This window comes from Stenotrophomonas sp. 169 (genome assembly GCF_014621775.1).
Lineage (GTDB): Bacteria > Pseudomonadota > Gammaproteobacteria > Xanthomonadales > Xanthomonadaceae > Stenotrophomonas.
The window spans coordinates 3,543,616-3,563,380 of the sequence record NZ_CP061204.1 but is presented as its reverse complement, the minus strand read 5'-3'; the positions used below and the strand labels follow the sequence as shown (position 1 = coordinate 3,563,380).

18 protein-coding genes and 1 pseudogene are annotated in these 19,765 nt (G+C 65.6%); 11 read left to right on the top strand and 8 right to left on the bottom strand.

Annotated features, from left to right (window positions below; all coding sequences use genetic code 11):
• The first annotated feature begins 290 nt into the window (after positions 1–290).
• Positions 291–1,187: a hypothetical protein gene (locus ICJ04_RS15685; RefSeq protein WP_188325104.1), complete on the top strand. Its 897-nt coding sequence runs from the start codon at positions 291–293 to the stop codon at positions 1,185–1,187.
• 41 nt (positions 1,188–1,228) lie between these two features.
• Here ICJ04_RS15685 and ICJ04_RS15680 read toward each other — a convergent pair whose 3' ends face one another.
• Positions 1,229–1,429: a DUF1272 domain-containing protein gene (locus ICJ04_RS15680; RefSeq protein WP_223203085.1), complete on the bottom strand. Its 201-nt coding sequence runs from the start codon at positions 1,427–1,429 to the stop codon at positions 1,229–1,231.
• Between the two features lie 40 nt (positions 1,430–1,469).
• Positions 1,470–1,694 carry a hypothetical protein gene (locus ICJ04_RS15675; RefSeq protein ID WP_188325102.1) on the bottom strand — a complete coding sequence of 75 codons (225 nt, stop codon included), beginning with the start codon at positions 1,692–1,694 and terminating at the stop codon, positions 1,470–1,472.
• 334 nt (positions 1,695–2,028) lie between these two features.
• On the opposite strand from ICJ04_RS15675, the gene ICJ04_RS15670 reads away from it, so the two are divergent.
• Positions 2,029–2,670, top strand: coding sequence for a hypothetical protein (locus ICJ04_RS15670; protein ID WP_188325101.1), 642 nt, complete (start codon positions 2,029–2,031; stop codon positions 2,668–2,670).
• A 156-nt stretch (positions 2,671–2,826) separates the two neighbouring features.
• Here the strand turns inward: ICJ04_RS15670 and ICJ04_RS15665 are convergent, their stop codons facing one another.
• Both ICJ04_RS15665 and treA read right to left on the bottom strand, forming a co-directional pair.
• Positions 2,827–3,879, bottom strand: coding sequence for a hypothetical protein (locus ICJ04_RS15665; protein WP_188325100.1), 1,053 nt, complete (start codon positions 3,877–3,879; stop codon positions 2,827–2,829).
• A 121-nt stretch (positions 3,880–4,000) separates the two neighbouring features.
• Positions 4,001–5,623: an alpha,alpha-trehalase TreA gene (gene treA, locus ICJ04_RS15660; protein ID WP_188325099.1), complete on the bottom strand. Its 1,623-nt coding sequence runs from the start codon at positions 5,621–5,623 to the stop codon at positions 4,001–4,003.
• 278 nt (positions 5,624–5,901) lie between these two features.
• Here treA and ICJ04_RS15655 point away from each other — a divergent pair, with 278 nt between their 5' ends.
• From ICJ04_RS15655 to ICJ04_RS15645, 3 genes are all read left to right on the top strand, one after another.
• Positions 5,902–6,660: a hypothetical protein gene (locus ICJ04_RS15655; protein WP_188325098.1), complete on the top strand. Its 759-nt coding sequence runs from the start codon at positions 5,902–5,904 to the stop codon at positions 6,658–6,660.
• Between the two features lie 98 nt (positions 6,661–6,758).
• Positions 6,759–7,226: a hypothetical protein gene (locus ICJ04_RS15650; protein ID WP_188325097.1), complete on the top strand. Its 468-nt coding sequence runs from the start codon at positions 6,759–6,761 to the stop codon at positions 7,224–7,226.
• Between the two features lie 314 nt (positions 7,227–7,540).
• Complete coding sequence (locus tag ICJ04_RS15645) at positions 7,541–7,906, top strand: hypothetical protein (RefSeq protein WP_188325096.1); 366 nt, start codon at positions 7,541–7,543, stop codon at positions 7,904–7,906.
• Positions 7,907–7,995: 89 nt separating this feature from the next.
• Here ICJ04_RS15645 and ICJ04_RS15640 read toward each other — a convergent pair whose 3' ends face one another.
• Positions 7,996–8,157 (bottom strand): hypothetical protein, encoded by a 162-nt coding sequence (locus tag ICJ04_RS15640; RefSeq protein WP_188325095.1) that lies wholly within the window; start codon positions 8,155–8,157, stop codon positions 7,996–7,998.
• A gap of 44 nt (positions 8,158–8,201) precedes the next feature.
• Here ICJ04_RS15640 and ICJ04_RS15635 point away from each other — a divergent pair, with 44 nt between their 5' ends.
• Positions 8,202–9,119 (top strand): hypothetical protein, encoded by a 918-nt coding sequence (locus tag ICJ04_RS15635; protein WP_188325094.1) that lies wholly within the window; start codon positions 8,202–8,204, stop codon positions 9,117–9,119.
• A gap of 28 nt (positions 9,120–9,147) precedes the next feature.
• Here ICJ04_RS15635 and ICJ04_RS15630 read toward each other — a convergent pair whose 3' ends face one another.
• On the bottom strand, positions 9,148–10,092 hold the full coding sequence (locus ICJ04_RS15630; RefSeq protein WP_188325093.1) for a LysR family transcriptional regulator: 945 nt from the start codon (positions 10,090–10,092) through the stop codon (positions 9,148–9,150).
• On the opposite strand from ICJ04_RS15630, the pseudogene ICJ04_RS15625 reads away from it, so the two are divergent.
• Positions 10,028–11,230, top strand: a pseudogene (locus ICJ04_RS15625) (MFS transporter); the annotation flags it as partial. The gene ICJ04_RS15630 and the pseudogene ICJ04_RS15625 overlap by 65 nt on opposite strands.
• 200 nt (positions 11,231–11,430) lie before the next feature.
• On the opposite strand, the gene ICJ04_RS15620 reads toward ICJ04_RS15625, so the two are convergent.
• Both ICJ04_RS15620 and ICJ04_RS15615 read right to left on the bottom strand, forming a co-directional pair.
• Positions 11,431–11,973 carry an ankyrin repeat domain-containing protein gene (locus ICJ04_RS15620; protein WP_188325092.1) on the bottom strand — a complete coding sequence of 181 codons (543 nt, stop codon included), beginning with the start codon at positions 11,971–11,973 and terminating at the stop codon, positions 11,431–11,433.
• A gap of 58 nt (positions 11,974–12,031) precedes the next feature.
• Complete coding sequence (locus ICJ04_RS15615; protein WP_188325091.1) at positions 12,032–13,546, bottom strand: catalase; 1,515 nt, start codon at positions 13,544–13,546, stop codon at positions 12,032–12,034.
• A gap of 190 nt (positions 13,547–13,736) precedes the next feature.
• Here ICJ04_RS15615 and lexA point away from each other — a divergent pair, with 190 nt between their 5' ends.
• The 4 genes from lexA to ICJ04_RS15595 are packed head-to-tail and all read left to right on the top strand — an operon-like array spanning position 13,737 to position 19,619.
• Positions 13,737–14,351, top strand: coding sequence for a transcriptional repressor LexA (gene lexA, locus ICJ04_RS15610; RefSeq protein WP_188325090.1), 615 nt, complete (start codon positions 13,737–13,739; stop codon positions 14,349–14,351).
• Position 14,352: 1 nt separating this feature from the next.
• Complete coding sequence (gene imuA, locus ICJ04_RS15605; RefSeq protein WP_188325089.1) at positions 14,353–14,979, top strand: translesion DNA synthesis-associated protein ImuA; 627 nt, start codon at positions 14,353–14,355, stop codon at positions 14,977–14,979.
• A gap of 9 nt (positions 14,980–14,988) precedes the next feature.
• Positions 14,989–16,407, top strand: a complete 1,419-nt coding sequence (locus ICJ04_RS15600) for a DNA polymerase Y family protein (protein ID WP_188325088.1) — start codon at positions 14,989–14,991, stop codon at positions 16,405–16,407.
• Complete coding sequence (locus ICJ04_RS15595) at positions 16,404–19,619, top strand: error-prone DNA polymerase (protein ID WP_188325087.1); 3,216 nt, start codon at positions 16,404–16,406, stop codon at positions 19,617–19,619. The genes ICJ04_RS15600 and ICJ04_RS15595 overlap by 4 nt, the downstream gene beginning before the upstream one ends.
• Positions 19,620–19,765: the final 146 nt, after the last annotated feature.

Genomic DNA, 19,765 nt, shown 5'->3' with positions numbered 1-19,765 from the left:
AGCGCGGTGTTGGCGCTGTCCAGGGTCGAAGCGTCCGCGATGCCACGCGTTCCAGCCCAGCTTTCAGTCGCTAGCTTTGCCGCGATGAGTGTGAAGGTTACCCCGGCGGGCATGCCTCGGCTCGGGTGCGCTTTGCCAATGAGCATGGACAGGACGTGCCATGGTGGTCGCTGGGCACTCCTAACGTCCCTGACTTCGATGTAGGCTGTCATGCGGTTCTTGGCGCGCCGCGACCTCATCACCACGTCTTGGCAGACCGGAACACTATGACCTCCAGAGTTATCCGAGTCTTGGGCATCGCCGCATTGCTGCTTTCGACCGGCTGCGCCTGGACCAGCAAGGAACCAGTGCTCTCCTCCGACACCTTGAAGGTCGTCGCGGTTACCGAGAGCAGATTGGACATCAACATCAGTGAGTACCGGCACTACACGACGTACGTGCTGTACCTCGATGGCGAAAAGCTGTCCGACAAGGCGTTCGCCTCGCTGCTGCAGGACCCGCAAGCCACCAACGATACGTTCGTGCACAGCGATGTAGTCGTGCTCGCCGATGATGCGATATTGCTGGCGTCGCACAATCGCGATTCGACGCGCTGCTGGACGACGCGACTGCTCGCGGGGAAGGGCAAGGCCAGGGTCGAGAGGATCAAGACAAGCTCGACTGACTGCTCCCCGAGTGAGACAGCGCCCGGCTGGCAGACACTCTATGACGAGGCAAGCAATGTGTTGCTGGTGCGCGAGCGGCCGTTCCATGTCTATCCGATAGCGGGGTACTGGTGGGTGCTTTGGATAGAGGGCGACGTCGTCGCGCTCTACAACGACGACTCGGATCGAGAGCGGCTGATTGTCAGGCTCGTGCGGGTATCCACCGATGAGGTGCTTGCCGAGCAACTGCTGCCCATGCAGACGTACGCCGAGGCCGACCTGCTTCATGCATCGCCCGACGTGCGGCGGAAGTGGCTGTTGGACAACTTCGCCGTCTCGATGAAGACCCCGGCGTCGCTCCAGCTACGCCCTGACAACCAGCTTGAGGTCCTGCCGCCTGGCCGCTGGGCGGAATACCAGGAAACTGCACGGCAGAACAGCGAAGCGGATGCCCTTGCACGCGCCGCCGGTGAGGCAAAGCTCGAGGCCTTGTACAGGGAAGTGCGGGAAGAAGAAGCCGCGCGGCAACCACCTGTGGAGTGAGTCCGGCAGGAAAAGGGGACGGCAGCCGACTGAAGTCGGCTCTACCCTGAGGCTGGATTGCGCGCCAACGCGTCGCCCACGCGTGTGGGCCTTATGCAAAGTTCGCCGGCGCAGTTCGGGCATCGCTGCTTCAGCGCGGTCTCCACGCAATGGGTGCAGAACGTGCATTCGAACGAGCAGATCCAGGCATCTGTCGAGGTTGCAGGAAGATCAACATCGCAGCATTCGCAATGGGGGCGCATCTGCAGCATGAGTCGGCACTCCACATGGGGAAAGGGAGGCTCAGGCGAAATGCCAGAGCGTGGCAACGACGGTGCCCAGGATGCCCAGCACGATCAGAATGCCCATCAGCAGCCAGCAAGCATGTAACAGGAACTGACCTGCACGACCTATCACGTACGTGCCTGCTGCTACGCCCAGTAGAGACAGGCTGAAGCGGATGGGTTTGGACCAGGCCACGCCCGGCTCCACGGCGTAGTTGATCAGGGCCACGGCGACCACGGACATGAAGAATCCGATGACGGCCCAGAAAACGGAAAACTCGAACATTCCGGGCGCGGGTGGCACGTCGGCCCGCATGGCTTCTTCGGAATCATAGTAGGCGACCGTGCCATCGCCCCGTTGCTTTGAATACCCTCTTGCCATCGCGGCGTCGCTCCTTGCATGCCCTGTTCCGATGCACGACGTTACCCAACGGCGGACCGATTTTCCAGCGGTCCGGCTCGGAATTTCATGTTGGCTTCTCGCAGTGCTTACGGCATACGCTGCAGATTGGGCCGCTCGCGCTGCCGCCTCACTCCACCTGCGGCGGGCGCCCTGACAGACGCACGAGGATCCCACGTTGCTCCAGACCCTGCTCCACTACGCACCCCTGATTACCGCCGTGATGGCAGGCGTGACGGCCCTTATCTGGATCGTCTACCTCAACGTCTTCCTCTCCAGCTACCGGCGGCAGCGGCGACCGTCGATCCTGATTACCTCCGGAGCAGGGCGGGGCATGAATGCGCACTGTTTCGTCACCAACCTTGGTCTGGAGCCGGTATTCCTTCTGGACATCATGTTCGACCTCACCCAGCCCGATGGCACCCGCATCCGCGCGATCATTCCCGAGCGTAACGAGCAGTGGGCCAGTGGTGACGAGCCCGATTCGGGCGATGCGCGGCGGGCGACCAACGTGGGGCCGCTGAGCAGTGGCGAGGAGATCGACATCGGGCGATTCTCTACGATGATCAACCGGGCCTGCGCGGAGAATCCGGATATCACTGCGGACATGCCGCTGGCCTCACTGGAAATCACGGTGGTGGTGATTACCGCTGCGCGGGCGGAGCTCTGCGCGGCGTCACGCGGTTACCGCGTGGAGGAAACTGCCGGGAACGGAGTCCGTCTGCGCCCGACCACCATCAAGGCGCGGCAGTTGCAGGGTTTCTTCGCGCGCCGCCGGTTGACGCGCCATCTGGTGCAGCAGCTCAGCCAGGAAAGCTGACCGCCGAAACGCATCAGGCCACCCGAAGGTGGCCTGATGCGATGCAGGTCTGCGATCTCAGAAGAAGATCGCGTACAGGATCAAGAGCGGAATCGGCACGCCCAGGAACCACAGCAGCAAGGTCTTCATGAAAGCTCTCCTTGGTGGGAAATGAAGTTACAGGTCACGGCGACGGCCGCCCCACGTGGCGCTGAGGCTGGCGAAGAACGCGCCGATCAGCAGGGTGATGAACAGCCACAGTGCGGCATAGGCAGATGCCTTGCGGGCGTCATCGGCCGCCTTCATGGCGGTGGTCTTGGCTTCTTCCAGCGCTGCACGCATGCGGGTCTGCACGTCGGTGACGCGCGCCTGTGCTTCAGCCTGGCTCATGCCGGTTTCGCGGGCAATCAGCTGGGCCAGATACTGCGTGTCGGCCGGATTCAGGCCTTCCGAACGAAGGCTGGACACGATGATGCGGTTCACTTCGCTGCGGACTTCGCGGCGATCTGCACCACGCTCGTTGCCCGGCATCGGACGCGGCGGCGGCGGGACGTTACCCGGTGCAGCAGGGGCCGCTGCGGTCGGCGACGGCATGGCGCCCGGTGCCAACGGAGCCGGCGGCGGCGCTGCCGGATCGGTCGATGCGTTGCGGAACAGCGAGTCGACCCAGTAGTCCAGATCACCTTCCTGAGTGCCCATCGCGGCCGAGCCTGCACCTGCGGCGGCAACGCCGACGGTGGACGCCGCAGCGCCTGCAGTCGCACCGGCAACCTTTGCCCCGGCACCGAGGATGCCGCCGATGGCGGAGGTCAGCAGCGCAGCGGTCAGCAGGGTGGCAACGGCCCACGACACGAAGCCGTGTGCGGTATCGCGGAAGTAGGTCTCGTCACCGTGCAGGCCCGCCCACTTGGTGCGCAGACGGCCGGCCAGATAGCCACCGAGCGCCGATGCCGCGATGGCGGTGAAGGTCAGCCACGCGACGCTGGTCCAGCCGAACGTTTCCTTCGACACGCCATCGAATGACCACGGGGAAACCGACGACAGACCGAGGCCGACGCCAAGGATCAGCAGGATCAGCGAGAGCGCGGCAGCACCGATGGCGCCGGCAAGGATGGCGCCCCAGGAGACGGCGCTTTCGTGCGTAGGGGCGACGATCGCCGGTGTGCTGACAACCGTTGCCACATCGGCACCGAGGGGTCTGCGATCTTCGTAATCGCTGCGGGTATTCATGGGATGACGCTCCGTATCTGTGCGCTGCCGATGCAGCGTGCGCCATGAGGCTGCGCGTTTGGTTGTGAAAGTTTTCGAAGGGCCGTTTCACGCTGGTTTCATGGAGTGGGACCGTGCGGCTTCAAGGCGCGTTGCCTTCTTCCACGTCGGCTGCACTGTCACAGCGCTTCTTCGGTGCACACAGCCGATCCAGCAGCGCCAGCGTCACGCCGTTGCTCCAGCCGAAGCCATCCTGCAGCGGGTATTCGCCGCCACCACCACCGCCGGCGGACCCATCCACGACGTATTTCTCCACCAGTTTCTGTTCGCCGTCGTAGACCGATTGCACGGTCCGCAGGAAGCGCACACCGACCTGCCGCGCCAGCGTGTCCTGGCCATAGTGCTGAAGCCCGTCCACGGCGACCCACTGCAGCGGCGCCCAGCCGTTGGGCGCATCCCACTGTTGGCCGGTGGTGATGGTCGTGGTCAGCAGGCCGCCCTGTTTCACCAACTGCTGTTCGACCGCATCGGCCGTGCGGCGTGCCTGCGGCCGGGTTGCCACCTTCAGCCACAGCGGGAACAGTGCCGCCGCCGTGAGGGCCGGGCGCGTTTGCCCACTGCGCAGGTCACGGTCGACATACCAGCCCTGTTCCGCGTCCCACAGGGCACTGTTGATGGCGCGGGCACGGTCGTCGGCCTTCTGCTTGAAGGCGCGGCGGCCCGCACGGTCACCGGCCGCGCTACTGGCACGCGCGATCGTGACTTCCAGGTGGTACAGCAGACTGTTCAGATCCACTGGCACGATATCGGTGGTGCGGATGCTGGACAGCGCCGACGGATCATCCAGCCAGCGCGAGCTGAAATCCCAGCCGGATTCAGCGCCGGCCCGCAGATCGCGGTAGACCTGTGACGGTGCACGCTGAGGCGCCTGCGCGGCCGTCGCCAAGTCATCCGTCCACGATTCGGTGCGTGGCACCGCGCGGGCATCGTAGTAGCGGTTCAATACGCTGCCGTCGACCAGTTTCACCACGCGGGTCTGTGCGGTGCCGGGCGCCAGGGCCTCAGCGCCGGACATCCAAAACGCATGCTCCGCGCGCAGCTGGGGCAGGTAGCGTCGGTAGGCCTCGTCGCCTTCGTGCGTCGCCAGCAGATCCACCATCAGGCTGAAGAAGGGCGGTTGCGAGCGGCTGAGGTAGTAACTGCGGTTGCCGTTGGGAATGTGGCCGTAGGTATCGATCTGGTAGGCGAAGTTGTCCACCATGTCGCGTACCAGCTGCCACTGCTGGCTGCTCGCCAACCCAAGCAGCGTGAAGTAGCTGTCCCAGTAATACACCTCGCGGAAGCGACCGCCGGGCACGACATACGGCTTGGGCAGGGGCAGCAGCGAGCCGTGTGGATCCACCGTGCCAGTCTGCCGGGTCAGCACCGGCCACAGACCGTCGATGTGCGCGCGCAGTGTCTCGCCCGCCGGCGGGGTGTATGCCTTGGCCTCGGCAGGCATCTCAAAGTTGTCGCTGACAAAGGTCTGCAGTGCGTAGCCCGGTTGGAGCTGCTCACGATGCCAGGCACCCAGCACGTCGGCAGGCGCACGGCGGGGTATCGCGTCAGCAAACGTCTTCTGGTCGGGAAACAGATGAGCGCCCTGGACCTGTTGAAACAGCGGCTGCAACTGTTGATCGGGTGGTACCGGATCGGCGGCAGCGGCGATGCCACTCCACAGCAGGGGGGACAGGAACAGGCCGGCCAGGCCGTGGGATGCGCGCATGGGCATGCCTCAGGATGAGCGTGGAATCCACTGTAATACGGGCTGCCGCCAGCGGCGGGTGATGACATGTCGCGCCTGCCGGGTAAAGTGGACAGGGATTGAATCAAGGACGACACATGCGCAGGGATCAACCGCCAAAGGGGCCGCTCAAACGCGCGCTCACCCTCGTTGGGCTTCTGCTGTGTGTGGTTGCCGCTGTCGTCTGGTGGTCAGGGCAGGGCACATCTTCCGTCGAACCCGCGAATGACGGGGACGTAGCGGTCACGAGATCGACTGGAGTGTCCGGGAGCCAGAGCGGTGCGGCGGAGACACCGCGCAGCAATCCAGCGACGGCGGCGTCGCGTGTGCTGGAACTTCGGCGCGACGCGGAAGCCGGCGACCCGGTTGCCATGCGCGAGCTTTCCGAGCTGATCCTGAATTGTAGTTTTGGACTCAACCGGGGGAGCGATTTCTGGAGCGGCGTTGAGTCCACGGCATCGCGGTTGAATCCTGTCGATCAGGCCGCGCTGCGCGCTGCCGCCACCCGCGTGGGATCGCAGTGCGAGAACCTCCGGCTTGGCAGCCAAAAGGAGCACGTGCTGCTGTACCGTCAGCTTCTTGCTGATGCTGCGGAAAGTGGTGATCTGCTGGCGCGCTTGCGTCAACGCGGCCGCGCGTTTACGCCGGAGACGCAGGCGGCATTGCCGGATGATGCGGACACCCTCATCGACGACGCACTGGCTTCCGACGATCCGCGCGCATTGTATGAGCTGTCGATGATCTACTTACCGACAGTGCAGAGGGCGCCTCCCCGCTTTGGTATTGGCAGCACCCCGTACGACCACACGGCGCTGATTCTCTTGGCCTGCGAACGTGGAATGGACTGCGGGATGGAATCGGTTCGCCACGATGAAACGTGCCTCATAGGTTTGATGTGCGGTGAGACGTTTGAAGGCATGGTGCGCAAGCAGGCCCAGGGGGAGGGTGAAATGGAGCGGGTGAATGAGCGCCTTGAGTGGTTGCGCAGACTGCTTGATGAGATGCATTCGGGGCACTGATGCGGAGCGCGCGCTGCCGCCGAGCATGGCTCGGCGCTACCGGTGTCGGTCCGTCTTGTGTTGGATCATCCATGGAATGTATGTGGGAAGGAGAAACTGTGAGCAAGGGAATGGGCCGTGTCGCTGACAATCGATGGATGATGCTCTGGGGAGCGATGGACCTTGCTGCTCTCCTTTTATATGCGGTGAGCAGCGTTTACCAGGGAGGGATCCCGGTGGCTCATGACATCGCGTCGGGCATGGCGATACAGCAGCGCCACGGCAGCATGCTGCCGTTACTTGTGTCGATTCTTGATGCCACCCTGCTGCTGTCGATGCTGCTATCTGGCATCTTGCTGGTGAAGCGTTCCAGGCTGGGGCGTTACGTCGTCATTGCCCAACTGCCTTTCAGAATACTGCTCGTGATGCCGTCGGTATTTTTCCTGGCACACATGGGTTGGGCCGGTTTTTCGCCCGCATTGCTGATGGTCTTGATGGCCCTTGGCGAGCTTTTGAAGCTGTGGTCGCTATGGGGGAAACGCCGTCGAAGCGACGGATCAGGTCGGGATGGCGGGTCAGGGCAGTGAGATATCGGCGATCGATCTCAAGATTGCAGGAAGCCTGATAGCGAAAAGCCGCAGCGGCTGTGCACGATAACGGGGCTGGGGCCTTCGCTCCAGCCGGAATTGACGTTCCGAATCAAGTTGTTGTCGCTTACCTCTGTTGTGGCCCTCCGGGTACGGCGGAGAATGTACTGCCATGCCGGTTCTGCGGCAGGCGGTGCGCGGGGATCACCCGATCCGCCGGTTTTTCGGCGACAACTTGGCCGGTACGTCAACCCGCATCGCCTGCCACCCTGCGCTTCGGCGCGGGTGGCGCTTCCGTGCTGCGAGAGCCTGCCATGTCACGTCACTATCCGCCCGCCCACCGCCTGCATGCGCTGATCGGCGACGCCGTACTCGACCTGCCTGCGCGTGCCGTCGAAAAACTTGAGGCGCTGCTTGCCGATCACCCGGTGCTGGCGTGTCTGTGCGATCCGGCGGCGCGCGCTGCGTGGCTGCTTGCCGCATCAAACCGGCGTGCGAACTCGACAGTGGAACAGCGCCGGCTGCATGGGCTGTCGGCCATTCTCGAAATACTCCACGCCGAACACCTGAGTCTGCACGACGGCGGCAGTGAGCCGATTCTTGGGCAGGAACTGGTTGAGGGACTGCTGGTGGCGAGTCGCGAGCTGGTCAAGCCGGTCGATGGGCGGGCGGGTGCTTGAAGGCTGCCGCCGGTCGCGGATGGCGTCATGCAGAAACTGGCGGCCAGCGGCCGTCACTACCCAATTCAGCTGGGCGGGCTCGTTCGGCGTTACGGCGGGTTGTCGTCAGTGGGCGTACGCGGTGGCAACTGACTCACCGGCGAGCGCTTGTTCGAGATGCGCACGATGAACCAGACGACCAGCGCGATACCGACCGGGATCAAAAGCAGGCTCAACAGGATCAGGATGTGCCAGATGCTGAAACTTCCCATGGTGATCGTCCTTGAGGATGAGCGCCCGATGCTAGCATCCGGTGGTGAACGTACTTGATGACGGGCCGGATGTAGCAATGCGCAAACGAAGTGCGCGAAGAAGCAGCGTGATCGCCTGGTGTGCCGCCTTGGTAATCGTGATTCTGCTGATCATGGGGAGGCAGGAGCGGACAGTCATGGACGTGGTCGGCTCGCCGGAGACAAGTCGGCCGGACAGAACACCAATCCCTGCATCTGTGCCATCTGTGGACCCGGCTGTGCATCAGGTGCCGATGCCGGAAGCCCAGGCACAGGTTCACACGGTCAGCGCCCTGAAGCGCTCAGCGCAAGCCGGTGATGCTGCGGCCATGCGGCAGCTGGCGGGGATCGGTGCGCGCTGCGTGGGAATGGGCTACGCACGGTCAAGGTTCGACAGCACGGTGGATTCGGTGTCGGCGAACCTTGCACGTGGTGATCAGGTCACCGCAGCGCAGTACCGCGCCGCCGCCGGGCGTCTGAAGCTGCAGTGCGACGCGTTGCGGCTCGCCCCGGATCAGATGCAGGCCATCGCGCATCAGTGGCGTAGGCAGGCAGCAGAGGCCGGCGATCTCTCTGCACGCATCATCGAGCGGACTGCCACAGGGCGCGGTGAGGCGGTGACCGGGCTACTCGACGAGGCGCTGGCGGGTGGGGACGGTGAAGCCCTGAAGGAGATGGGGGTGCTGTTGTCCAGTCTGCTTGTGAAAGAGATTGATCCCGATGTGGGCATGAAACTGTCCGAGCAGGACGCCTATGCGGTCAGCTTGCTCGCCTGCGAGCGTGGGCTGGAGTGCGGGCCGGAATCTGCCATGGCGGATGAGATGTGTCTTTCCGGGCTGGTGTGCAACGGCAGGGGCTACGATGAAGAGGTGCGCGAGAACCTGCGGATGCGTGGCGAGATGCAGCGCACCGAGGTGCGCATGGATATGTTTCGAGGGCTGTGAGAAGAGCGCCGCCGAGCATGGCTCGGCGCTACCGCAGGCGCATGCCTTCGATGCCCGGAATGCTCTCGCGGATGGCATCCAGGAACAGTTGCAGGCGCGCCGGACGATGGCGACCCGCGGGAAACACCAGATGCACCGGCAGCGGTGCGGCTTCCCAGCCGGGCAGTAACTGCTGCAGGCGGCCGCTGCGCAGATCGTCGGCCATCAGCCAGGCCGAGCCGATGCCCACGCCCAGTCCTTCGCGAACGGCCTGGTGCAGGACGAACAGGTTGTCGGTCAGCAGGCGGGGCTGGATGGCGATGCGTTCGCTGGTCTTGCCGGTGCCTGCGCCCTGGCAGCGCTGCAGTTGCACGCTCTCGCGATAGAAACTGGTGAGTGATACCCACGGCAGGGCGGCAAGGGCGGCGGGGTGCGTTGGCAGCGGGTCCGGCATCTGCGATGCAGCGCAGACCACGATGCGCGGTACATCGGCCACATGGACGGCCACCACGTCCTGCTGCTCGAGGGGGCCTACGCGGATGGCGCAGTCCATGCCTTCGGCAACCAGATCGGACGGACCATCGTGCAGCCGCCATTCCAGGCTGATCTGCGGGTACCGGCGCAGGAACGCCAGCATCGGCGGCATCAACTGGGCCTGGCCGAATGCATGCGGGACCATCACCCGCAGGCGTCCACTGGGCTGCTGGGCCGCGCCACGCAGGTCCTGCTCGATGCCCTCCCAGCTGTCCAGCAACTGGCGCGCGTGCTGCAGGCAACGCTCGCCGTCATGGGTCAGTTGCATGCCATGGGTGGAACGCTGCAGCAGGCGCAGGCCGAAATGCCGCTCCAGTGCCTGCAGGCGGCGGCTGATGGTCGGCTGGGTGGTGCCGAGTTGGCTGGCCGCTGCGGAAAGGCTGCCGGCATCGACGATGCGCACGAAGGTGCGCAGCAGATCGATGCGGTCGGCGTTGAGGGTGGTTACCGGCTTGGTCATGCGTCTGGCGTATGGGGCTGATGCGGCAAAGCCTACTACACGTCGCATCGAGGCAGGAGGAGACTGCGCGGCATCCCCTCCAAGGCATCTTCCCATGTCCACTGCGCATGACATTCCTGCTCCCACCCTGGGCTCCGTTGCACCGGCTGCCTTGCCTGCCATGCTGGTCCCGGTGATGGCCGCCGGCGCCGGTTTCAGCGTGGCGTCGCTGTACTACGCGCAGCCGATGTTGGGCGCGATGGGGGCCTCCCTGGGCGCAGGAGATGCGGCCATCGGTCTGGTGCCGACGGTTACCCAGCTCGGCTACGCTGCAGGTATTGCGTTGCTGGCGCCACTGGGTGATCGCTTCGAACGGCGGCGGATCATCCTGGTGAAGTCGCTGCTGCTGGGTGCCGCGCTGCTGGCGGCGGGCCTGTCCGGCCACCTGCCGGGTGTGTTGATCGCCAGTCTGCTGGTCGGCTTGATGGCCACGGTGGCGCAGGACGTGGTGCCGGCAGCCGCTACGCTGGCCGCGCCGGAACATCGCGGCGCGCTGGTGGGCAAGGTGATGACCGGCCTGCTGCTGGGCATCCTGCTGTCGCGCGTGGTCAGCGGCGTAGTCGCCGAACAATGGGGCTGGCGGGTGATGTTCCTCGCTGCCGCCGGGTCAGTGGTGCTGATGGGGGTGCTGTTGCGCATCACCTTGCCACGTTTCGCGCCGACCACGACCTTGGGCTACGGCGCGCTGCTGCGATCGATGGGCGCACTGTGGATGCAGCTGCCGCCGCTGCGCCGTGCGGTCTTGGCGCAGGCGCTGCTGGCGATGGGCTTCAGTGCGTTCTGGTCCACCTTGGCGCTGATGCTGCATGCCCGGTTTGGTATCGGCAGTGCGGGGGCAGGGGCGTTCGGTATTGCCGGTGCGGCCGGTGCACTGGCGGCGCCGTTTGCAGGTCGCTTCGCTGATCGCCTGGGCACCCAGCGCGTGGCACGCTTGGCCATTGGCATCGCGTTGATCGGCTTTGCCAGCCTGCTGCTGGATGGCGTGCTGCCCACGTCGCTGCGCCTGGTGCTGCTGGCAGTGAGTGCGGTGATCTTCGACTTCGGCTTCCAGGCAGCGCTGGTTTCGCACCAGACGCTGGTCTACGGCCTGCAGCCGGAAGCGCGCAGCCGCTTGAACGCCCTGTTGTTCACCGGCGTGTTCGTGGGCATGGCGGCGGGGGGGGCCTGGGCGCGGTGGCCTTGGCACAGGGCGGATGGCATGCGGTGGTGTTGCTGGCCTGCGGTACCAGCGCGCTGGCATTGTGGGTGCGGCGGTAAGCGGTCTCCGGCTGTTTCAGGTTGCCGTGTGGGGGTGCTTCATCAGCGGGCGAATTCGCCGCGTTGCAACTGCTCTGCACTGTTGCCGGCGGCATCCTTGAGATCCAGGTCGGCGCCGTGGGCAGCCAGCTGCTGCAGGATGTCGCGGCGCTGGAACAGGGCCGCATACATGGCGGCGGTCTGGCCGGCATGGTTGCGCTGGTCGGGTGAGCAGGCGGCACGCATCAGGCGCTGGGCGATGCGCAGCTCCCCTTTGAAGATGGCCCCCATCAGCGCAGTGTTGCCGCGTTTGTCCTGGGCGCAGGGATCCGCACCGGCGGCCAGCAATTGATCCACCGCTTCGGCATGACCGTGGTAGGCGGCGAGGATCAAGGCGGTATAGCCCTTTTCATCGCGGGTCTGCAGGTCGTAGCCGGCGCGGATGAACTCGGCCAGCATCGCTTGCTGTCCGCTGCGTGCGGCATCGAAGTAATAGGTGCGCAGTTGCGCCTGCGCGTCGGCGGCCGACGGTGGGGCCGTGGGTGGAACGGCCCAGGTGGGTGTTGCCAGCAGAAGGGTCAGCAGACCGGTCAGGTAGTAGCGCATTGTGGCTGTCCTTGGGGCCGGGCCCTTTGATGAAAGGGCCCGGCCTTGGCGTTGACGGTCAGTCCTGCAACTCGCTGGCGAGCTGCATCACGCGGTCCAGGTCACCGCCGGCCACGCGGGCTACCCGTGTGCCGTAATCCGGGTCTGCCTTGTACAGGAAGGACAGCATGATGTGCTTGCTTTCATTGTCCGCGCCGGCCAGCGACTGGCCAAAGCTGTGCACCAGGTCCAATTGCTCGCGTCGGCTGTAGGACCGGTACAGATCACCGGCCTGCTTGAAATTCTGCTCACGCGCGATGCCTTTCTGCTGGGTAGTGCCTGACAGCGGCAGGTTGCTGTACAGCGCATGCGCGCTCTGCGGACGCGGCTGCAGCCGGCTGGGCTCGTAGTTCACGCCGCTGTTGCTGTGGCCGGCATTCAGGGCGCCGTCCTGGTTGACGTCGTTGACGGCCACACGGGGCCGATTTACCGGCAACTGCAGGGCATTGGCGCCGATGCGGTACATCTGCGTATCGGCATAGGAAAACACGCGGCCCTGCAGCAGACGATCTTCAGACGGTTCGATGCCGGGCACCAGGTTCGACGGCGCCATGGCCACCTGTTCGGTTTCCTGGAAGACGTTGTCGACGTTCTGGTTCAGCACCATCTGGCCGATCTTCTGTTCCGGCACGTCAGGCCAGATCTTGGTGGCGTCCAGCGGATCGAAATCGAAGGTGGCCAGCTGTTCCGGTGCCAGCACCTGGATGTACAGGTCCCAGCGTGGGTAGTCGCCCCGCTTGATGGCGTCTACCAGATCACGGGTCATGTGGCTGTAGTCCTTGCCCTGCACCTCCTCTACCTGTGTCGGATCGAGGTTGCGGGTGCCTTGCAGGCTTTTCCAGTTGAACTTGACGTAGTGCACCACACCGGCAGCATTGACCAGCTTGTACGCATGCACGCCGTTGCCGTCCATGAAGCGGTAGCCCGCCGGTGTGCCCTCGTTGGAATACAACTGGGTCAGCGTGCGGGTGGCTTCAGGCACGTGCGAGAAGAAATCGAAACGACGGGCGTCGTCATCCAGGTTGGTACGCGGATCGGGTTTGAAGGAATGCACCATGTCCGGGAACTTGATGGCGTCGCGGATGAAGAAGGTCGGGAAGTTGTTGCCGACCAGGTCCCAGTTGCCTTCGCGGGTATAGAACTTGGTAGCGAAGCCGCGCGGGTCGCGCAGGGTTTCCGGCGAGTGATTGCCGTGCACCACCGAGGAAAAACGGACGAACACCGGGGTGGTTTCGCCCGGGGTGAACAGCAGGGCGCGGGTCAATGCGGAAACATCGGCACTGGCGGTGAACTCGCCGCGCACGCCCGTGCCGCGTGCATGCACCACGCGCTCCGGAATGCGCTCACGATCAAAGCGCTGCAGCTTCTGGATCAGCTGTACGTCCTGCAGCAATGCCGGGCCGGTGGCACCGGCGGTCTGGGAGTTCTGGTTGTCGCCCACCGGGGCGCCGTTGTCGCGGGTCAGCGTGGTCTGTGCGAGTAACGGGGCAGCGGGAATGAGCAGGGCAGCTACCAGCAGGCAGGCATGGCGCATAGGGAAAGACTCCGGGAAACGAGTCAGGATCATCCCTGCTGGAATACGCCGAAGAACAATTGTTTTTTATAATTCAATCAATAGCTTGCTTTGATAATCTGACGCAGGCGTCGCGATCCATGTCGTAAGCGACAGCGGTTGTCAGGCTGAACAATCGGGCTGTCGCTTTTCTGAAAGCGAGGGTGTACAAATGTACACCATGGACCTCAACGACCTCCCTCCCCAACGTGCCGCCGTACTGGCCTGGTTGCGACAGGCGCTGGCTTCCGGCCAGTCGCCGTCATTGGCCGATATCGCCCATGCCTTCGGTTTTGCCTCGCGCAATGCCGCGCAGAAACACGTGCAGGCGCTGGTCGAGGCCGGGTTGCTGGCGCAGGCGGCGGGTCGCAAGCGTGGCCTGGCCTTGCCCGGCGAGCCGGCCGAGCTGCTTCCGCTGGCGGTGCTGGGGCGGGTGGCCGCGGGCCAACCCATCGGCGCGGATATCGGCCTGGACCAGCAGCTCTGGCTGGACCGGCGGATGTTCTCGCCGCGTCCGGACTACCTGCTGAAAGTGCAGGGCGATTCGATGATCGATGACGGCATCCTGGATGGCGACCTGGTCGGTGTACACCGCACGCCGAGCGCCCGCGATGGGCAGACGGTGGTCGCGCGCATCGATGGCGAGCTCACCATCAAGCGTCTGCAACAGGATGCAGATGGCGTGCGCCTGCTGCCGCGCAATCCTGCACATGCGCCGATCGTGATCGAAGCCGGGCAGGATTTCGCCGTGGAAGGCGTTTACTGCGGCCTGGTCCGGCAGGGCTGAGATGAACACCGCGCCCGACCTGCAGCAGATGCTGTCCAGCCAGACCCTGTGGCATGCAGGGCGAGGCAGTGCAAAGGAGGGCGTGGAAGGCGAGTCCACCGGGCATGCGGCACTGGATGCGTTGCTGCCGCAGCGCGGCTGGCCACGCCGCGCGCTGACTGAACTGCTGTTGCCGGCCGATGGGGTGGGGGAGCTGCAGTTGCTGCTGCCTACCTTGGCGCGGCTGAGCCAGACCGGCGCGGCGGTGGCGGTGATTGCACCGCCCTACCTGCCCTATGCCCCGGCGTGGCAGGCCGCAGGCGTTTCATTGCAGCACCTGCAGTTGATCGAGGCTTCGCCACGCGATGCCCTGTGGGCATTCGAACAATGCCTGCGCAGCGGTGCCTGCGGCGCGGTGCTGGGCTGGCCGAAGCAGGCCGATGCGCAGGCACTGCGCCGCCTGCAGGTGGCCGCCGATACCGGCCAGTGCCTGGGCTTCGCGCTGCGCGACCGCAAGCACGCAGCCAATCCATCGCCGGCGGCCTTGCGGCTGGAAGCGGTGCGCGAAGGCCACGCCACGCAGTGGCAGGTGCGCAAGTGCCGGGGTGGCCCTGCGCCATCGCAGGCCTTTGCCTTGAGGGCCGGGTGAGGTACGCCGATGCTCTGGGCCTGTATCGTGCTGCCGCAGCTGGCGCTGGATGCCGTCCTTCGCCGTCACCCTGATCCGGACACGCCGCTGGCGTTGATTGGTGGATCGGCGCAGCTACGCACCCTGCACGCGGTCAATGTCGCCGCCGTCCAGGCCGGGCTGCAGGTCGGCATGCGGCTGACCGCCGCGCTGGCGTTGCTGCCGGATTTCCAGATGGTGGAGCACGATGCGCAGGCGGATGCGCGCTGGCAGCGCTTCCTCGCCGGCTGGGCGTATCGGCACAGTTCCCTGGTGAGTGCCCAGTGGCCGGGCTGCATCGTGCTGGAAGTGCGCGCCAGCTTCCAGCTGCTGGGGCCGTGGCCGGTATTGCAGGCGCGCCTGCGCGAGGAACTGCAGGCGCTGGGTTTCCAGCACCGCATCGCAATGGCCCCCACCGCACGGGCGGCGATGGTATTGGCTGGTATCCGCGATGGCATGGCCGTGGAAGACATCGCGGCCATGCATGCCCTGCTGGATCGCGTGCCGGTGCGCCGCGCGCGGCTGCCCGATGACCACGGTGCACGGCTGCAGCATATGGGCGTGACTACGTTGCGCGCCCTGCGTGCGCTGCCCCGCGATGGCCTGCGCCGGCGCTTCGGCCTGCCGCTGCTGGACCATCTGGACCGGCTGTACGGGCAGGCCGATGAAGCCCTGGCCTGGTATGCGCCGCCGGACCATTTCGATTCGCGCGTGGAGCTCGGCTATGAGGTGGAAAACCACATGGCGCTGCTGTTCCCGTTGCGGCGCTTGATCGGCGATCTGTGCACCAGCCTGTCCATCCGCGATGGGGGCGTGCAGCGCTTCGTGCTGCGGCTGGAGCATGAGGAGGGCCATACCGACGTGGAGGTGGGCCTGTTGGCTGCCGAGCGCGATGCGACCTTGTTGTTCGAACTCACCCGCAACCGACTGGAACGCGCCAGCATCGACCGGCCGGTGGTCGCGGTGCGCCTGTTGGCGCGTGAACTGCCGACCTTCGTACCGGCCAGCCGTGATCTGTTCGATACCCGCAACCAGCAGCAGCTGCCCTGGCCGCAGCTGCGCGAGCGCCTGCGTGCCCGGTTGGGCGATGCATCGGTCTTCCGCGTGGGCCCGGCCGGTGACCCGCGCCCGGAACGGGCCTGGCAGCGCGTGGAAGGGGATGGCATGGCCATCGCCCAAGCGCCTGCGCGGCCGCCACGTCCGTGTTGGCTGCTGCCCACGCCGGTGCCGCTGCGTGATGCGCGTGCGCGCATCGTGTCGGGCCCGGAGCGGCTGGAAAGCGGCTGGTGGGATGGGCAGGAGGCACGCCGCGACTATTACGTGCTGGAGACTTCGCAGGGCCAGCAGGCCTGGGCCTTCGCCTTGCCGGGCCAGCAGGGCGACTGGATGCTGCACGGCTGGTTCGCATGAGCCGTATCGAACAACACGACGATGCGCCGTGCAAACGCATGCCGCGTGCGTGGGAAACCCGTGAGCGTCTGGCCGCGGCCAATGATGACCTGCCGCGCGAGCAGGACCTGCCGGCCTATGCCGAGCTGCACTGCCTGTCCGATTTTTCGTTCCTGCGTGGCGCGGCCAGTGCCGAAGCCCTGTTCGTGCGCGCGAAGCAGTGTGGTTATGAAGCACTGGCCATCACCGACGAATGCTCGCTGGCCGGCATCGTGCGCGGGCTGGAAGCCTCACGTGCCACCGGCGTGGCGTTGATCGTCGGTAGCGAGTTCGTGCTGGAGTGCGGGCTGAAGCTGGTGCTGCTGGTGGAAAATCAGCGTGGCTATGTGCGCCTGTGCGAGCTGATCACCGCCGGACGACGTGCGGCAGGGAAGGGCCGCTATCGGTTGGCGCGGCAGGATGTGGAGCGGGTATTGGGCGGTGCAGCCGATGCCGAACTGGGGCTGTTCGCGCTGTGGGTGCCGGGCGCGCAGCCCGATGCCGAACAGGCACGATGGATGCAGAAGGTGTTCGTGCAGCGCACGTGGTTGGCCGTGCACCTGCACCGCGAACGCGACGATGCGGCGAGGCTTGCGCAGCTGCTGGCGGTTTCCGCGCAGCTCGGGATGGAGGCGCTGGCCTGCGGCGATGTGCACATGGACGTGCGGCGTCGCCGTGTACTGCAGGACACCATGACGGCGATCCGCCACGTGCTGCCGTTGTCCGAGTGCGGTGGCTTCCTGTTCCGCAATGGCGAACATCACCTGCGCACGCGGCGCGCGCTGGGCAACATCCATCCCCCTGCCTTGCTGCATGCGGCCGTAGCGCTGGCACGGCGCTGCCAGTTCCGCCTGGACGAGGTGCGCTACCAGTACCCCGCTGAACTGGTGCCCGCAGGCCATACGCCCAGCAGCTGGCTGCGCGCGCTGACGCTGCGTGGCATGCACGAGCGCTGGCCGGATGGCGTGCCCGCAGCGGTGGCCACGCAGATCGACAGCGAACTGCTGCTGATCGCCGACATGAAGTACGAGGCCTTCTTCCTCACCGTGGAAGACATCGTGCGTTTCGCCCGCTCCCGCGACATCCTGTGCCAGGGGCGCGGCTCGTCGGCGAATTCGGCGGTGTGCTTCGCGCTGGGCATCACCGTGGTGAACCCCGCCGAGAGTCGATTGTTGATGGCGCGTTTCCTGTCGCGCGAACGCGATGAGCCGCCGGATATCGATGTGGATTTCGAGCACGAGCGGCGCGAGGAAGTGCTGCAGTATGTGTACGGGAAATACGGGCGCGAGCGCGCAGCACTTGCTGCGACCGTCATCCGTTACCGGGGCAAGAGTGCGGTGCGCGATGTGGCCAAGGCGTTTGGCCTGCCGCCGGACCAAGTGGCCCTGCTGGCGGAATGCTTCGGCTGGGGCAACGGCGAGACGCCTATGGAGCAGCGGCTGGCCGAGGCCGGTTTCGATGCGGCCAATCCGCTGCTGCAGCAGGTGATGGCGGTGACGGAACAGCTGCGCGACCACCCGCGGCATCTGTCCCAGCATGTGGGCGGGTTCGTCATCAGCGATGCGTCGTTGAGCACGGTGGTGCCCGTGGAAAACGCGGCGATGGCCGACCGCACCATCATCCAGTGGGACAAGGACGATCTGGAAACGATGAGGATGCTGAAGGTGGACTGCCTGGCGCTGGGCATGCTGACCTGCATCCGCAAGGCAGTGCAGCTGGTGGCGCAGCACCGGGGCCATCGTATCGACCTGGCCCGCCTGCCGGTGGATGACCCGCCCACGTTCGCGATGATCAAGGCCGCCGATACCGTCGGCGTGTTCCAGATCGAGTCGCGCGCGCAGATGAGCATGCTGCCGCGGCTGAAACCCCGGTGTTTCTACGACCTGGTGATCCAGGTGGCGATCGTGCGCCCCGGGCCGATCCAGGGCGGCATGGTGCATCCCTTCCTGCGCCGTCGGCAGGGCCATGAGGCGGTGACGTACCCGTCCGAAGGCATCGAGGAGATCCTGGGCATGACGCTGGGAATTCCGCTGTTCCAGGAACAGGTGATGGAGCTGGTGATCCATGCCGGCTACAAGCCGCATGAGGCGGACCAGCTGCGCCGTTCGATGGCGGCATGGCGCAGCGGGGGCGACATGGATTCCCACCGGGAACGCATCCGCGGCCTGATGGAAAAGAAGAATTACAGTTCGGAATTCATCGACCAGATCTTCGAGCAGATCAAGGGCTTCGGTGCCTACGGATTCCCGCAGAGCCACGCCGCTTCGTTTGCCAAGCTGGTGTACATCAGCTGTTTCCTGAAACGGCACGAGCCGGCCGCGTTCGCCTGTGCCCTGCTCAACGCACAGCCGATGGGCTTCTATTCGGCCAGCCAGATCGTGCAGGACGCCCGCCGTGGCAGTGCCGAGCGGGCGGGCGTGCAGGTGCTGCCGGTGGACGTCTGCATCAGCGACTGGGACAACACCCTGGAGGGCGGTGATGCCCGCACGCAGCCGGCGATACGGCTGGGGCTGCGGCAGATGACCGGCTGCAGCGAAGCGGCGGCGCAGGCGGTGATGGCGGCCCGTGCACAGGCCCCGTTCGCCGATGTGGCCGACCTGTGCCGCCGCGCGCGGCTGGATGGCAAGGCGCGCCAGGTGCTGGCCGATGGCGGGGCGCTGGCCGCGCTGGCGGGCAACCGCAATGCCGCGCGCTGGGCCGTGGCCGGCATCGAGCGGGCCATGCCGCTGCTGCAGGGCAGCCCGGATGAGCAGGACATCGTGTTGCCGGCCCCGAACGTGGCCGAAGAGATGCTGTCCGATTACCGCAGCAGCGGGCTGACCTTGGGCGAACATCCGCTGGCCTTGCTGCGTACCCGCCTGCAGCAGGAACGCGCGCTGGACTCGCGCCAGTTGCGCGGGCTGGCGCACGGGCGCGGCGTGCACACCATCGGGCTGGTCACCCAGCGGCAGAAGCCGGGCACGGCCAACGGGACGGTGTTCGTCACGCTGGAAGACGAGCACGGCATGGTCAACGTGGTGGTGTGGTCCCACCTGGCCCTACGGCGCCGCAAGGCGTTGCTGGGATCACGGCTGCTGGGCGTGCGCGGACGCTGGGAATGCGTGGACGGTGTCCGCCATCTGATTGCCGGCGACCTGCGCGATTACAGCCATCTACTGGCAGGGCTGAACGCCCCCTCGCGCGATTTCCGGTAATGCCGGCCGCAGGTCAGGTAGTGACGGCCGCTGGCCGTCAGCTCGGGATTGACGGCCAGCGGCCGTCACTACCGGGAAGCCGCCAATGACGGCCAGCGATCGTCATTACTCCCTACACACAGTTGACATGGTTTTAAGGTAGGGTG